We start from the raw sequence: 15,532 nt of genomic DNA on the forward strand, positions 1-15,532 counted from the left end.
GCCTTTGCTTAGATCATAGGCGCTACATCTATCATCGCAGCCTCTCGCAAAGCACTAAGCGAGAAGGGAAATTTGCGCGCCCAGAGGTCTGACGTTCGGCGCAATCGCAAAAACCAGTCGCGCTGCACATACAAAAAATCATCGCCGCCGCGTTTCGCATCTTTCGCACCCAGCCTCGCGTCATTAGGGTCGATCCCATGGCTGCACTTCGATTCATACACCTGCGACTTCACACCGAGTATTCGCTGCTCGAGGGTGCGATACCGGTCAAAAAGTTGCCGCAGATGTGTATCAACGCAGATATGCCTGCGGTTGCGGTCACCGATACCAACAACATGTTCTGCGCCTTGGAATTTTCCGAAGGCGCGGCCAAATCCGGAATTCAACCGATTATCGGGTGTCAGATTGATTTGACCTATGATCAGGCAGAACAGGGACAGCGCGAAAAGCCGCCCGCCCCATTGGTTTTGTTGGCTCAGAACGAGACCGGTTATGCAAACCTGATGAAGCTGAACTCGTGTGAGTATATCGACGCGGGCGGGGCGCTGCCGCAGGTGTCGCTCGAAGAGCTTGAACAATATTCGGATGGTTTGATCTGTCTGTCTGGTGGCCCAAACGGCCCTGTTGGTCAGTTCCTGCAGCAAGGGCAAGGCCCCAAGGCGCAGGCCCTGATGACCCGTCTGGCCGCAACCTATCCAAACCGGCTCTATGTTGAACTTCAACGTCACCCTGGCGATGGCGGGCTTCCCGACAATGAACAACGCACCGAGACGGCCCTGATTGATATGGCTTATGCGATGGGCCTGCCGCTCGTTGCGACGAACGATGTCTATTTCCCCAAGCCCGAGATTTACGAAGCCCACGATGCGCTGATCTGTATCGCCGAAGGGGCCTATGTCGACCAACAGGAACCACGTCGCCGTCTGACGCCGCAGCATTATTTTAAGTCGCCACAGGAAATGATCACGCTCTTTGCTGATCTCCCTGAAGCGGTTGAAAACACAATCGAAATCGCCCGCCGCTGCGCGTTCAAAGCGTACAAGCGTGACCCCATCCTGCCCAAGTTTGCCGATGACGAAGTTGAGGAATTGCGCCGCCAAGCGCACGCTGGTCTCAAGGATCGTCTGGCCGTCATCCCCCATGCGGTCACCGTCGAAGAATATGAAAAGCGGCTCGATTTCGAGCTGGATATTATCGAAGGCATGGGCTTTCCCGGTTACTTTCTGATCGTTGCCGATTTCATCAAATGGTCCAAGGATAACGCGATCCCCGTTGGGCCCGGTCGTGGTTCTGGTGCAGGCAGTCTGGTGGCCTATGCGCTGACGATTACCGACCTTGATCCTCTGCGGTATTCGCTGCTGTTCGAGCGTTTCCTCAATCCTGAACGTGTCTCGATGCCCGACTTTGACATCGACTTTTGCATGGACCGCCGCGAAGAGGTCATTCGCTACGTTCAAGAGAAATACGGACGCGACAAAGTAGGCCAGATCATCACCTTTGGTGCGCTATTGTCCAAGGCTGCTGTGCGCGATGTGGGTCGTGTTCTTCAGATGCCATACGGGCAGGTCGACAGCCTGTCGAAAATGATCCCCGTTGAAGGCGTGAAACCGGTCAGTATCGTCAAAGCGCTGGCTGACGAGCCGCGCCTGCGCGAAGCCGCTCAAAACGAAGAAGTCGTCGATCGGCTTTTGACATACGGCCAACAGGTCGAGGGCTTGCTCAGAAACGCGTCGACCCACGCGGCGGGTGTTGTGATTGGCGACCGTCCGCTTGATGCGCTTGTGCCGCTGTACCAAGACCCCCGTTCCGACATGCCTGCCACCCAGTTCAACATGAAATGGGTCGAACAGGCGGGCCTCGTCAAATTTGACTTTTTGGGCTTAAAGACGCTGACCGTGATCCAGAACGCGGTGGACTTGATCCTGAAATCAAACCGCTCAATTCACGTGGCGGCGGATGGCGCAGAACTCTACACGCCGGCCAATGGAACCGAGAACGACATCAACGCGATCCCGCTAGATGACGACGCGTCCTACAAACTCTACGCCAGCGCCAAAACGGTTGCGGTGTTTCAGGTGGAATCCACGGGCATGATGGACGCGCTGCGGCGCATGAAACCTGACTGCATCGAGGATATCATCGCGCTTGTGGCGCTCTACCGTCCCGGCCCGATGGAGAACATTCCGAAGTTCTGCGAGGTGAAAAACGGCCTCTCGGATCGCGATCTGTTGCATCCGACCATCGACCACATCTTGGATGAAACCCAGGGGATTATCGTTTACCAAGAACAGGTTATGCAGATTGCCCAAGAGATGGCGAACTACAGCCTTGGCGGTGCCGACCTGCTGCGCCGTGCGATGGGTAAGAAAATCCAAGAGGCGATGGATGCGGAGAAACCCAAGTTCCTATCCGGCTCCAAAGAAAACGGTGTAGACGAGAAAAAGGCCAAAGAGGTTTGGGACCTGTTGGACAAATTCGCCAACTACGGTTTCAACAAATCGCACGCTGCAGCCTATGCCGTCGTCAGCTATCAAACGGCGTGGCTCAAGGCGAACCACCCGGTCGAATTCATGGCCGGTGTCATGAACTGCGATATCCACCTGACAGATAAGCTCGCCGTCTATTTCCAAGAGGTGAAAAAGGGTCTGGGTCTGCCGTATTCACCGCCTTGCGTGAACCGATCCCAAGCCACGTTTGATGTTGTTGACGGCACTTTGGTCTATGCGCTGGGCGCACTTAAAAACGTGGGCGTCGAGGCGATGCGCATGATGACCGACGGCCGCATGGTCGAAGGTGCTGACAAACCCTTTGCCAACGTCTTTGACATGGCGCGCCGGGTTGATCTGAAACGCGTCGGTAAACGTCCATTGGAAATGCTCGCGCGGGCGGGTGCCTTTGACCAACTTGATCCCAACCGTCGCCGCATTTTTGACAGCCTCGATGCGCTGACCAATTATTCCGCCGCGATTCATGATCAGCGGGGCAGCAATCAGGTCAGCCTCTTTGGCGAGGCGGGTGATGATCTGCCCGAACCGCGCCTGTCGCCTGTCACCGATTGGTTGCCTGCCGAACGTTTGGCCGAGGAGTTCAAGGCGATTGGATTCTACCTCTCTGGCCATCCGCTTGATGACTATATGCCCGCCCTCAAACGAAAGGGTGCATTGACGCTGGATGACGTGATGCTCAAGGCTGAGCGTGGCGCATGTGTTGTGAAAATGGCCGGTACTGTGTCGGGTCGCCAAGAACGAAAATCGGCGCGCGGAAACCGCTTTGCTTTTGTGCAACTCTCTGATCCTACTGGGCAATTCGAGGTGACGATGTTCTCGGATACGCTTGAGAAAGCCCGCGATCATCTTGAAACAGGCGCCCAAGTCGTGGTGACCGTCGAGGCCACAATGGAGAGTGACCAGCTCAAATTGCTGGGCCGTTCGGTCGCCCCGATCGACATTGCCGTCGCCGAGGCTGGCGCGACGGGGTTCAAGGTTTATGTCGATGATCCCGCGGCTATTGCATCCGTCGCGACCGTCCTCGAAGAGGTCAAAACAGCCACCCAAAAGGCCAACAAGGGCCCGATCTTGTTCTGCCTGATGAATGCTGATTTGCCCGGCGAGGTCGAAATGGACCTTGGCCAAGATTTCCCCGTTTCGCCTCAGATCAAAGGCGCGTTGAAATCGCTTGGTGGTGTGATCACCGTCGAAGATCTCTAGGCGAAAAATCGCATCTCAACAAAGCCGGATGGACCCAGAGTCTCAGGTGCGCTAAACCGTGCTCAGGGAACGGGAGTGTGTAGAGGTGTATCGCTGTATTTTGGTGCTGACCACTTTGACGACGCTGGCGGCGTGTGGCGATCCGCTGCGCGATACCCCGCGTCTGGCTGATCTCGATGTTGACGACAGCGCGCTCGAAACCCCAGCGGTTATAGAGCCAGAAGCTGAACAGGTATCCGGCTTCTTTTCTCGGATTTTGAACCGTGACACCGCCCCTGACGATGTCCCCTCGACCGAAGCAGTGGATGCCAGCCTAAACGTGGCTCTGGGGATCGAACCTGCTGAGAATTTTGAAATCACCCCCTCTGAGGGCACGCTCGCAGCGGACGCTGGCAATCAGTCCCAAGAGACGATCGAAGAGCCGCCTGCACGGCGCGGCTTGTTTGCTCGTCTGTTGAGCAGGGACGCGGCAGAGGTTGAACCAACGCTCGCCTCAGCGACGGCACCTGAGGCGGCCCCGTTCGCAACTGAAATTCCTGCATCGGCAGATGCCGTTGCCGAACTGGCCCCGACCGAGCCTGTCGAGGCTGCAGCACCTGCCGCCGAAACGCTTCCGGCGCGGCGCGGTTTTTTTGGTCGATTGCTAAACCCTGAGACGACCTCGGCGGCAACGCCGCTGACACCCGCTACGACAGCGGACGCGCCGCCCCAAGACGAAGTTGTCCAAGCCAGCGTCGCAGAAATGCCAGCCGAACCAGCAACGGCGCGCCGTGGTCTGTTTGGTCGGCGGAATGCGGAACGCACAGGCCCCGATGCCCGCATTGTCGAGCCGGGAACAGTTCTGCCATTCGGTGAAATCGCGACGGTCTGCGGGCTAGGTCGCAGCGCACTGGGCAACTCTGTTGGACGGTTCCCTGATAATCGCTCGGGGTATAAACTGTATGACACGATCCCGAATGCCAGCGCCAATCGCACCTATTACCTGACAGGGTTCGAAGACGGATGCGCGCGCCAGTTCACCGCCAATATCGTCACTCCCGGGGATCTCGTGACCCACGAATTCCTGCGCTACGAGGCCCTGTCATCAGCACCCTATTCAACGACTGATCAGGCCTATGAAAAGGTCAAGAATTCGATCTGTCGTTCTAGCACTGGCAAACCTTGTGGCGGACGGATGTCACGTCTCGAGGCGAACACCATGTTCTTTACACTCTACGAACGCTTTGGCACGAATGCCGACTGGGTCGAGGTTTTGGTCCACGATGGTCGCGTTCTCGCCATTGATCGCAAGAGCCGCTAGGTCGGACTGACGGGAAATTCTACCAGTGTGGCGGCCGCTGATCTGCCAACGGGATCGAGCCGCCCTCGGCCAATTCGCGTTCTGCAGTGCGTTGCATCACCATCTCTAACCGACGCGTCAGCTTTGCGATCTCGCCTTCTTGGCGGGCCACAATATCCGACAAATCATCGACCGTACGGGTCAAATGCGCCAACTGTTCTTCTAGATTGGTTTGCGTATCGCTCATGTCAGCCGCCTAACACGCCCCTGAAACCTCGTCCAGAGCTGCACGTCACAGTTGCCCCCCCGCCGCCCGCACGGTAAACGGCCCTCAACCACCCAAAGGACCACATCATGGCCAAGCAAAAGAAACAGCCCCGCCCCAAGGCGCAAACGCCCAAAGGCTTCCGCGATTATTTTGGCGCAGACGTCACCGAACGCTCTGAAATGCTGTCCAAGATTTCTGCTGTTTATCAGCGCTATGGCTTTGATGCGCTGGAAACCTCTGCCGTTGAAACGGTCGAGGCGTTGGGTAAATTTCTCCCTGATGTGGATCGCCCGAACGAAGGTGTGTTTGCATGGCAAGAGGACGACAGCGATTGGGTTGCCCTGCGCTATGACATGACCGCGCCCTTGGCCCGCGTCTATGCGCAGTTCCAAAACGACCTGCCCAAACCGTACCGCCGCTATGCGATGGGCCCCGTTTGGCGCAACGAAAAACCTGGCCCCGGTCGCTTCCGTCAGTTTTATCAATGTGACGCAGATACCGTCGGCGCAACCAGCGTCGCAGCCGATGCCGAGATTTGTGCGATGTTGTCCGACACGCTCGAAGAGGTCGGGATTGCACGCGGCGACTACATCGTGCGCGTCAACAACCGCAAAGTGCTGAACGGCGTGATGGAAGTCGCGGGCGTCCTTGACCCCTCTGACCCGACCAAATTCGAGGCCGAGCGCGGCATCGTTTTGCGCGCCATCGACAAACTCGACCGTCTTGGTGTCGACGGCGTCCGTGCGTTGTTGGGCAAAGGCCGCAAAGACGCATCGGGCGATTTCACGGATGGCGCGGGCCTGACCGGAAGCCAAGCCGATGTTGTCATGGGCTTTATGGATGCGCGTCGCGACACAGGTGCTGAGACGGTTGCGCGTCTGCGCGAACTGACGACTGGTTCCAAAATTGGCAACGATGGCGTTGACGAACTTGAAACCATCGCGACCCTTCTCGCGGCCCAAGGATACGACGCAGACCGTATCGTCATGGACCCCTCGGTCGTGCGCGGTCTCGGCTATTACACCGGTCCCGTCTACGAGGCCGAACTGACGTTCGATATCAAAGACGAAAAAGGCCGCCTGCGCCAATTCGGCTCGGTCGCAGGTGGCGGTCGCTATGACGATCTGGTCAAACGCTTCACCGGCCAAGAGGTTCCTGCGACAGGTGTCTCTATCGGCGTTGATCGCTTGCTCGCAGCACTTCGTATGCAGCGACCAGAGACGGAAAAACCTCTCGGCCCCGTGGTCGTGACCGTGATGGACCGTGACCGCATGGCCGACTACCAAACCATGGTCACAGAACTGCGCACCGCTGGCATCCGCGCCGAGGTCTATTTGGGCAACCCCAAGAATTTCGGCAACCAACTGAAATACGCGGACACCCGCAACAGCCCCGTCGCGATCATCCAAGGTGGCGATGAACATGCCGCTGGCGAAATCCAGATCAAGGATCTGATCCTTGGCGCTGAAATCGCCAAAACAGCGACGGTCGAGGAATGGAAAGGTCAGCCAGCCCAGTTCACCGTGGCGCGTGGTGATCTTGTCGCCAAAGTACGCGAAATTCTGGACGCCCAATGATCGCAACTGCCGCTCAACTTGAGGCCGCGCGCCTGACCCAGCATTTTCTCGACGCAGGTGCCGCACCTGTGTCTGCTGATATCTTGCAGCCCGCAGGCACGTTGCTTGATCTCTACGGAGAAGACATTCGTGCGCGGGCCTACACGACCCACGACCCGCTGCGTGGCGAGCAAATGTTGCGGCCCGACTTTACGGTGCCAGTTGTGCAAATGCACATGACCCATGGCGCCGACCCTGCGCGCTATACTTATCAGGGCCGTGTGTTCCGCCAGCAAACCGATCCAGCCCGCGCCACAGAATACCTGCAGGTCGGGTACGAGCTTTTTGCCCGTGATGATCCCGCCGCGGCTGATGCCGAGGTTTTTGCTCTGATCAATGACGCGTTGTCACATCTCAATCTGACACCTGTGACGGGTGACATTGGTATCCTTATGGCTGCGGTTCTGGGGCTTGCAACGACGGACCGCCGCAAGAACGCGCTGTTGCGTCACATTTGGCGCCCCGCGCGGTTCCGCCAATTGCTGAACCGGTTTTCTGGCCGCACCCCTGCGCCTGAAACCCGCGTCGCCCTGTTGGAACAATCCGATCCAATGGCGCATGATTTCCCGCACATCGGCCTGCGCAGTGCAGCCGAAGTTTCGGCCCGCATTGATGCTCTGCGCGAGGATTCCGCGACACCGCCCATCACGGGTGATGAGGTTCAGTTGATTGATGCAATCCTGTCGATCCGCGACACGGCCCCAATGGCGCTGGCAAATCTCAAGGCGCTGACATCTGATATCCCGACAATGGCGCCTGCGGTGACACGTCTCGCTGGCCGGATCGACGCATTGGCCGTGCGCGGTATCAATGTGGACACGCTCCAGTTCGAAACTGATTTTGGCCGGACCCTGCTTGAATACTACGATGGCTTTGTCTTTGGCTTTCGCGCTGATCCGGCCGCTGCCCCAATCGCAACGGGTGGCCGCTATGATGCGCTGACCCGTCAACTCGGGCAGGGGGCAGCCATTCCTGCCGTGGGCGGCGTTATTCGCCCCGGTCTGATTGTCGATCTCGAGGGCGCGTCATGATCAAACTTGGTATCCCGTCCAAAGGTCGCTTGATGGCCGATACGATCGCTTGGTTTGCGGACCAAGGGATTACATTGCGTAGATCCGGCTCTGATCGCGAATACGCAGGCGAAGTCACTGGCATCGATGGTGTCGAACTGGTGCTACTCTCTGCTGGTGAAATCCCGCGCGAACTGGCCGCTGGTCGCATTCACCTCGGGGTTACGGGGTCGGACCTGATCCACGAAAAGCTGCCGCTCAACGCGACCCAGATTACCGAAATCGCGCCTTTGGACTTTGGCCACGCTGATCTGATCATCGCTGTGCCAAACGCGTGGGTCGATGTGGCCACACTCGATGACCTAGATGCGGCCTGCGCCGCGTTTCGTGCGACCCACGGGTTCCGTTTGCGGATTGCGACCAAATTCCACCGTCTTGTTCGCGACTACCTACAGGCCAACGGCGTTGCCGACTATCAATTGGTCGACAGCCAAGGTGCGACCGAAGGCACCGTTTTGAATGAAACAGCCGAGGCCGTCGCTGACATCACGTCGACGGGTGTGACGCTCACGGCCAATCACCTCAAAATGTTGTCCGAAGAGCCGATCCACAAATCCCAAGCGACCCTGTTTGCCTCGCAAACAGCGGCGATGACCGAGGCCGAGAAATCGACCTTTGACGCCCTTGTGGACATGCTGGGCGGCTAATTACGCAAATTACGTAATTTCGGACCTAAAATACACAAATTACAAGAATTCTGAGGTAACGCTCCGTTAACGAACACCGATATCCGCCAGCGCTTTGCTCAGGCTTGGCGGCAGGCTGTCTTCGTTTGACCGGTCTCCTGACAGATCTCTTGGCGCGTCCTCGGTGGTCAGATACCGCCACCCTTGGAACGCCCGTTTTGGCGTTGCCTCGACGCGGATCAATTCGGGATCAGAGACGATCGCACAGCGCCTTATACCGTCGGCACGGGTCACCTCGTCTAGGCGCACGATCCGTTGGCGGACCAGAATAACGCCCTTGATGACCCAAAAAATCGAGCCACCATTCAGGATTTCTTCAGCGCGTTTTGGCCACATCCGTGTGACATGGCGGGGCAACCCGTCGGGCGCCTGAGCCTGCTTCATCTGCTGCCATGCGGCCAATCCCTCGACGTTTTCCGTGCCGACCGACAGTTTTAGCAGATTGACTGTTTTGACCATATGTCACCCCATATATTGGCTTTGACAGCATTACCCACAAGATATAGCAATAGTACTGTAAAACGTTCGATTCTACCAGTGCCGCATGCCCCCCAAACGCTGCGCTCCCTTTGGCCCCTTACCAAGGCCAAATCTGCACTGGCCAGAATCGAACGCTTTCTTTATTAATCATACCTCTCGACTTATCATCCACCATGGGGACATCAGTTTTATGAGCCGTTTTGCCGCGCCCATCGCCGAAGCTATTTGGGACATGAAATATCGTTTCAAAGACGCCGACGGCACCCCGATCGACAAAACTGTCGAAGACACATGGACCCGGATTGCGACGTCGCTCGCCAGCGTTGAAAAGACCCCTTCTGATTGGGGAGAAAAATTCTATAACGCATTGGAAGATTTCAAATATTTGCCCGCAGGTCGCATCACCGCAGGGGCAGGAACAAAACGTTCTGTCACGCTGTTTAACTGTTTTGTCATGGGCACCGTGCCTGATGATATGGGCGGTATCTTTGACCACCTGCGCGAGGCCGCACTGACGATGCAACAGGGTGGCGGCATCGGGTATGACTTTTCCACGATCCGACCCAAGGGCGCTGCGGTCAAAGGTGTCGCCGCCGACGCCTCGGGGCCTTTGTCGTTCATGGATGTGTGGGACGCGATGTGCCGTACCATCATGTCCGCAGGATCACGTCGTGGTGCGATGATGGCGACGATGCGCTGTGATCACCCCGACATCGAGGATTTTATCACCGCAAAGTCTGACGCCGCACGACTGCGGATGTTCAATGTTTCTGTTCTTGTCACCGATCCCTTTATGGAGGCTGTCAAAGCTGACCAACCTTGGGATTTGGTGTTCAAAGGACAAGTCTGCAAAACGGTTCAAGCCGTTGATTTGTGGAACAAAATAATGCAATCGACCTATGATTACGCCGAACCCGGTGTGATCTTTATTGACCGCATCAACAAAGCTAACAACCTCGGGTATGTCGAAGAGATTGCGGCGACCAACCCGTGTGGTGAACAGCCACTGCCACCTTATGGCGCCTGCCTTTTGGGTTCGATCAACATGTCGCGGATTGTCACTGATCCCTTCACCGACGCCGCAGCGCTGGACGAAGCCGCGATGATCGATCTTGTCGCGACGGCTGTTCGTATGATGGACAATGTCGTCGACGCTTCGAGATTTCCACTAGACGCCCAACGCGCCGAGGCGCAAGCGAAACGACGGATTGGTCTGGGGGTCACAGGTCTCGCTGATGCGCTGTTGATGGTTGGTCTGCGTTACGGATCCGAGGACGCGGCGCGTCAAACCGAGCAATGGATGCACGCGATCGCCCGCGCCGCTTATCTGGCATCGGTCGACTTGGCCAAAGAGAAAGGCGCGTTCCCACTGTTCGACGCCGACAAGTATCTGCAGAGCGATGCGATGATGGCGATGGATGATGATGTGCGCGACGCTATTCGGACTCACGGCATTCGCAACGCCCTGCTGACCAGCATCGCGCCAACTGGCACGATCAGCCTGTACGCGGGCAACGTGTCCTCTGGGATCGAGCCAGTTTTCGCCTATGCCTACACCCGCAAAGTTCTGCAAAAAGACGGCACCCGTACCGAGGAAGAAGTCGTTGATTACGCTGTGAAATTGTACCGCGACATCCACGGCGCAGACGCGGAATTGCCGGATCATTTTGTCAACGCTCAGACGCTTGCCCCGTTGGACCATGTCCGCATGCAGGCTGCTGCGCAAAAATGGATCGACAGCTCGATCTCAAAAACCATCAACTGCCCCGAAGACATCAGCTTTGAAGACTTCAAAGAGGTCTACATGGAAGCGTGGGACACTGGCTGTAAGGGCTGCACAACCTACCGTCCAAACGATGTGACGGGCTCGGTTTTGAGTGTGAGCGAGGACAAACCCGCACCCGTTGTGGCCCAGTCCGACGAGGCAGACCAAGACATCATTTATATGACCGAGCCACTGGATCGTCCGACCGAATTGGATGGCCAGACTTACAAGCTGAAGTGGCCGGACAGCGAACATGCGATCTACATCACGGTCAACGATGTTGTGGTTAACGGACAGCTGCGTCCGTTCGAAGTGTTCATCAACTCCAAGAATATGGAGCATTTTGCATGGACCGTCGCATTGACGCGCATGATCTCGGCGGTGTTCCGGCGCGGTGGTGATGTGTCCTTTGTCGTAGAAGAACTTAAGGCAGTGTTCGACCCGCGCGGCGGCGCATGGATGCAGGGCAAATACGTCCCCTCTATTCTGGCGGCCATTGGTGGCGTCATCGAACGGCATATGGTGTCGACCGGGTTCATCGCCGGCGAGGGAATGGGCCTAAAAACTGACCCCCAAGCCGAGGTCGTTCAGTTGGGCAAACCCAAAGGGAAAGCCTGCACATCTTGCGGCAGCTTTGAGCTGCGAATGGTTGAGGGCTGCATGACTTGCGCCAGCTGTGGATTCTCTAAGTGTGGCTGATGCGCCATAGCGCGCGACTGCTGTGGAACCCCGCATAACTTGGCCATTATGGGGTGTTTTTTGACCACTCCGCACACATCAAATGACCACCGATAGTTTCTCTGTCGGTGGTTTTATTTATTTATCAATTGCTTATGGAAATTTCGGGGTGGCGGCCGCCATAGGTGTTTGCAGTTGGGCATGATTGTTGCAGCCTATTGATCTGCCCTCCATTTTGTTCCCTAAGTGTTCCTATCGGCTCCGGAGCCTTTCATATTCAACCGCCGAACCAAAACGGTTCCGGCCTTTGGCACAACCAGTATGGGTCCGTGCTTTGAAAGGACGCCTCCATGACTCTCTCGAAAACCCCCATCTCATTCTGCTCGCTCAAATTCATAGATCAGCTACCTCGCCTCGGAGAGGTTGAAGATCGCCTTAAAGAAACACTCCGTGAGATGAGGAACCGTAAGTTAGTCGCTGCGGGGAATGAGGATCGCGGCGATGATCCAACCCTATGGTACCAGCTGATCAACGATGATGACCGCGAAATGACCAAGCGCCGTGCGATCCGATTTTTGGAACGAGTGCAGAGCCTATCCGGCATGGGCCATTTGCCGGATCCCGCCAAGACCCAATTGAACGCATTGCGAGATGGTGTCTCAGTGACCCATATCCACACCGAACACAAAGCGGACGAGATCGCAGCCGCGTTGCATGCTGAGATGCCTTGGATGGCGCCCGCGACGGAAGAGGTCTGGCATGGCCTCAGGCGATCTGCACGTGAGGGATTGCCTGGGTTGCGGTTTAACCCGCTGGTTCTGGTTGGGTCGCCTGGCATCGGCAAAAGTTTCTGGGCGCGGCGGTTGGCGCATCACCTTGCGGTGCCCACAACCAAAATTGAGGCGACCGGCGAACCGGGAACGTTTTCATTGGTAGGAACACAGCGAGGATGGAGTAGCGCAGCACCGGGCAAACTCATGCAAACCATACTTCGCGAGCGCCATGCTGGCCCGCTGGTAATCGTTGATGAGATCGAAAAGACGGGAGACGTTAATGCCGATAACGGAACGCGTCATACGTTAACGGATGCTCTGTTGCCTTTGTTGGAGCGTATGACGGCGGAAGGTTGGGAGTGTCCTTTCTACCAGATCCCCTTCGACATGTCCTGGGCCAACTGGGTGCTGACCGCGAATAGCCGCAAGGGCTTGCCTGAGCCGTTGCAAAGCCGTTGCGTGGTTCTTGACCTACCTGATTTGACGCGAACTCAGTTGCGCGATTTTGCTTTGACTGAAGGTGAACGGCGCGGACTTCCTGAGCCGAGCCTTTCCGCTTTGGGCGAGGTGTTCGATCATGAAATTTGGTCTGAACACAATCTAAGCCTGCGCACATTGTCCAGGATGTTGGATCGGGCTGAGGCGTTGGTATCTAGGCCAGTCCTTCAATGAGGGTGGCGGAAACCGGTCATTCGCTGCGGGAGCGTGGAGACTTGAACAGAACGGGAAAGCTGACATTCGTGGAAGCAACAGAAAAATTGCGAGACGGAACGCAGCGGTAGTTTATTCACTGAGTAGCGTACTTCTTCATCTCATCGAGATAGAGGGTCTCGCTCTCGTCCTTGAATCTGCTTTTTTCTTCGGCAAGCTGTGACAACTTGTCGAAGATACCACGATAAATAATTGCATGCGCCTGATTGCTCAAGCTCTGGTCATCAGGGGAGTCCAGCTCAACCTCGTTATCAAGGTACAAGTCTAGGAGTTTAAGCAACGCGGTTTTGTCAATCGTATCGATAGGCTGCCATTCACCAGCCTGCTCAAGGCAGAAATATCCATTTCCGTTGTCAATCTTTAAGATTTTCATAGCTCAGCCTTCTTTCGTTATATGCCTCTGAACCCGCTTCTAGGCTTCCAAGCACTACGTCGAGCGTATCCACCTGTGCGCCGTCGGGGGCTGTCAACTTCTTGCTGGTCGGATAGCCTGAATACGTGCGCCAGACGATTCCACCATCTTCAATACTCTTACGGGTAAACAGCATATAGTCAGGCTTGATGGTCATGCCGACAGTGTTGTTGTGTGTAACCACAGCAACCGGCATCTTCTTTGCCATTTCTTTGATGAGGGCGTTCACGTCGTCTTTCAGGAAGGAATTATCAAACGATGACTCTGGCTCATCGATTAACAGCATCTCGTGATCCGCAGCGCCTTCGATCTCATCAAGAAGGAAGAACTCTGACCTCTCGCCACCCGACGCGTTAAATCCATCTTTGTTAAGAATGCGATAGTCGATTTTGACGAAAAACTTACAGAAATCAGGAGGTTTCACCTCACCTCCAATTGCTTTCAACTCCTGAAGGAACTTGTATGGCTCCTCGTATGACTTGAAAGCATTCGCGAATGATGCCGTGCGCCGCCTCAACACATTCCACAATTCTTGGACACCCATGAAAGGGCCAACTTCGGCGACAACAGAAAAACCGCGCATACTTTTCCGCAGTGGTGTCTTGGGCACTTGCGCCAGCTTAGCGATGGCTTCGAATTTGCCGATCTTCCTTTTGTTTAAAGCAACATCATACAACTCAACATCAGCTATTCTCGGCGCTGCCGATCGCAACTGGAGCTTGGATTTAATGTTTTGGACAAGGTCGTTGACCCAAACCCTTTTCAACCGCAGTTCTTCTTGGTGCGCATATTGCTGCATCAGGTCGATATAGAGAGCGATAAGGCTCTCACGAGCTAGGTACTTGGCAACGGTTTCTTTGAACTCCACGTTACTAATGAGGTTCTTGGTCGACGCAATTAGGTCTCGGAGCCCTTGAAGGTTGCGGTCTGGAAATGGGTCTTCACTGTAGATCTTCGCCTTGGAAAAAGCGTCGTGCCGCTCACGCTCTCGGGCAAATTCCAATAGAGAAGAAATATACGCTTCAACTTGACGCTCATCGTCTTCTAAGTCGATATCCAGAACATCCTCAATTACTTGTTGCAGAGCGGCAAGATGATCTTTTGAAAAGAGGCCCTGATTACGTGTCAGGTATGAGTTGAACTTTTTTTCATCATCATCCGGATTTCTGGCGACCAATGCAAATTGCCGGATATGGTGCGCCTCTGGAAATCGTTTCTTTAAGGCCTCAAGTGTATGAGACTTTCCGGATGACCTGTCGCCTAGAATCACATTTAGACCTGTCGAAAGCTGTTGACCATCCTCAAATATCTGAAACAGACGGTTCCCGTCAGCCTTCGAAAGCGCGACTTTAGTCCTGTCTCGGAGGCATTCCTTTATGGTGCTAAACGTTGGCTCTCCGCAGTCTAGGTAGGTTTGCCGTGTGGGTAATGGATCTAGCTCGTCCCGAACACGGCAGTCACTAAAGTACACTGGGACCAATCTCTCAGTCGCGTTCATGCAGTACATGAACTTCTTTACGCTACTTACCTCTCCAGCCGTGACGTGCGGGGCGAGTTGGGCAAGCGTATCCTCTTTCATGGCTGGCTTTTTGTCATAATGAGGGATCAATATGTAATTACTCAGATCACCAAAGATGTCTTTGAACTCTTCGACAGTGATTGAGGCTCCAACCTCGGCGCATTTAACAGTTATCTGGCTGCACTGGGCTTCGAAGCTATTGAGGTCCTGCCCGTCGCTTAAAACGAGAATTTGGGCTTTGCAAAGATCAACTTCAATACCCGGAAAAACCGGCACAGAAACGGAGTCTCTGATTGCGACAAATTGTTCCTTATCGAAGAGATTGTGATTGGTGATCGCTATGCAATCAAGATTTGCACTTGCAATGTATTCGTCGAGTTTTGCTTGAGAAAAATCAAATGCAGCGTCGAGAATACTCTTTTTTGTATGGATGTGAAAATCTATTTTGATCAAGAGTAATAACTCGCAATGGATGAAACCTTACGAAGGAGTACCCGTTTAAGGCGGTCACTAAAACCCCAATCGGGTGGCAAAGCGTGGATCTGCAGCGAAAGTCCGTTCCTACTTG

The 15,532-nt window shown here is 55.3% G+C and carries 11 protein-coding genes; 7 read left to right on the forward strand and 4 right to left on the reverse strand.

Going from position 1 to position 15,532, the window contains the following annotated elements:
* Positions 1-197 precede the first annotated feature (197 nt).
* Positions 198-3,707 (forward strand): DNA polymerase III subunit alpha, encoded by a 3,510-nt coding sequence (gene dnaE / locus TR2A62_RS15315; RefSeq protein WP_009158342.1) that lies wholly within the window; start codon positions 198-200, stop codon positions 3,705-3,707.
* A gap of 103 nt (positions 3,708-3,810) precedes the next feature.
* Positions 3,811-5,007, forward strand: a complete 1,197-nt coding sequence (locus TR2A62_RS17755) for a hypothetical protein (protein WP_190275716.1) — start codon at positions 3,811-3,813, stop codon at positions 5,005-5,007.
* A gap of 19 nt (positions 5,008-5,026) precedes the next feature.
* Here TR2A62_RS17755 and TR2A62_RS15325 read toward each other — a convergent pair whose 3' ends face one another.
* The gene (locus TR2A62_RS15325; protein ID WP_009159634.1) at positions 5,027-5,233 is read right to left on the reverse strand and encodes a SlyX family protein; all 207 of its coding nucleotides are present in this window, start codon (positions 5,231-5,233) and stop codon (positions 5,027-5,029) included.
* Between the two features lie 107 nt (positions 5,234-5,340).
* Here TR2A62_RS15325 and hisS point away from each other — a divergent pair, with 107 nt between their 5' ends.
* The 3 genes from hisS to hisG are packed head-to-tail and all read left to right on the forward strand — an operon-like array spanning position 5,341 to position 8,587.
* Positions 5,341-6,831 (forward strand): histidine--tRNA ligase, encoded by a 1,491-nt coding sequence (hisS, locus tag TR2A62_RS15330; RefSeq protein WP_009160654.1) that lies wholly within the window; start codon positions 5,341-5,343, stop codon positions 6,829-6,831.
* Positions 6,828-7,901, forward strand: a complete 1,074-nt coding sequence (locus TR2A62_RS15335; RefSeq protein ID WP_009158050.1) for an ATP phosphoribosyltransferase regulatory subunit — start codon at positions 6,828-6,830, stop codon at positions 7,899-7,901. The genes hisS and TR2A62_RS15335 overlap by 4 nt, the downstream gene beginning before the upstream one ends.
* Positions 7,898-8,587, forward strand: coding sequence for an ATP phosphoribosyltransferase (gene hisG, locus TR2A62_RS15340; RefSeq protein WP_009159071.1), 690 nt, complete (start codon positions 7,898-7,900; stop codon positions 8,585-8,587). The genes TR2A62_RS15335 and hisG overlap by 4 nt, the downstream gene beginning before the upstream one ends.
* A 66-nt stretch (positions 8,588-8,653) precedes the next feature.
* Here hisG and TR2A62_RS15345 read toward each other — a convergent pair whose 3' ends face one another.
* Positions 8,654-9,085 carry a DUF1489 family protein gene (locus TR2A62_RS15345; protein ID WP_009159166.1) on the reverse strand — a complete coding sequence of 144 codons (432 nt, stop codon included), beginning with the start codon at positions 9,083-9,085 and terminating at the stop codon, positions 8,654-8,656.
* 211 nt (positions 9,086-9,296) lie between these two features.
* On the opposite strand from TR2A62_RS15345, the gene TR2A62_RS15350 reads away from it, so the two are divergent.
* Both TR2A62_RS15350 and TR2A62_RS15355 read left to right on the forward strand, forming a co-directional pair.
* On the forward strand, positions 9,297-11,570 hold the full coding sequence (locus TR2A62_RS15350) for an adenosylcobalamin-dependent ribonucleoside-diphosphate reductase (RefSeq protein ID WP_009160138.1): 2,274 nt from the start codon (positions 9,297-9,299) through the stop codon (positions 11,568-11,570).
* Positions 11,571-11,899: 329 nt separating this feature from the next.
* On the forward strand, positions 11,900-12,994 hold the full coding sequence (locus TR2A62_RS15355) for an AAA family ATPase (protein WP_009157471.1): 1,095 nt from the start codon (positions 11,900-11,902) through the stop codon (positions 12,992-12,994).
* A 115-nt stretch (positions 12,995-13,109) separates the two neighbouring features.
* Here the strand turns inward: TR2A62_RS15355 and TR2A62_RS15360 are convergent, their stop codons facing one another.
* Complete coding sequence (locus TR2A62_RS15360) at positions 13,110-13,406, reverse strand: hypothetical protein (protein ID WP_040820848.1); 297 nt, start codon at positions 13,404-13,406, stop codon at positions 13,110-13,112.
* Positions 13,387-15,417 carry a hypothetical protein gene (locus tag TR2A62_RS15365; protein ID WP_040820850.1) on the reverse strand — a complete coding sequence of 677 codons (2,031 nt, stop codon included), beginning with the start codon at positions 15,415-15,417 and terminating at the stop codon, positions 13,387-13,389. The genes TR2A62_RS15360 and TR2A62_RS15365 overlap by 20 nt, the downstream gene beginning before the upstream one ends.
* Between the last annotated feature and the right edge of the window lie 115 nt (positions 15,418-15,532).

This window comes from Thalassobium sp. R2A62 (assembly GCF_000161835.1).
In the GTDB taxonomy this organism is placed as follows: Bacteria; Pseudomonadota; Alphaproteobacteria; order Rhodobacterales; family Rhodobacteraceae; genus Thalassobium.

Bases quoted from the DNA above. Each gene is read 5' to 3' on its own strand.
- dnaE (WP_009158342.1), top strand. From the start codon at position 198: ATGGCTGCACTTCGATTCATACACCTGCGACTTCACACCGAGTATTCG.
- TR2A62_RS15325 (WP_009159634.1), bottom strand. From the start codon at position 5,233: ATGAGCGATACGCAAACCAATCTAGAAGAACAGTTGGCGCATTTGACC.
- hisS (WP_009160654.1), top strand. From the start codon at position 5,341: ATGGCCAAGCAAAAGAAACAGCCCCGCCCCAAGGCGCAAACGCCCAAA.
- TR2A62_RS15335 (WP_009158050.1), top strand. From the start codon at position 6,828: ATGATCGCAACTGCCGCTCAACTTGAGGCCGCGCGCCTGACCCAGCAT.
- hisG (WP_009159071.1), top strand. From the start codon at position 7,898: ATGATCAAACTTGGTATCCCGTCCAAAGGTCGCTTGATGGCCGATACG.
- TR2A62_RS15345 (WP_009159166.1), bottom strand. From the start codon at position 9,085: ATGGTCAAAACAGTCAATCTGCTAAAACTGTCGGTCGGCACGGAAAAC.
- TR2A62_RS15350 (WP_009160138.1), top strand. From the start codon at position 9,297: ATGAGCCGTTTTGCCGCGCCCATCGCCGAAGCTATTTGGGACATGAAA.
- TR2A62_RS15355 (WP_009157471.1), top strand. From the start codon at position 11,900: ATGACTCTCTCGAAAACCCCCATCTCATTCTGCTCGCTCAAATTCATA.
- TR2A62_RS15360 (WP_040820848.1), bottom strand. From the start codon at position 13,406: ATGAAAATCTTAAAGATTGACAACGGAAATGGATATTTCTGCCTTGAG.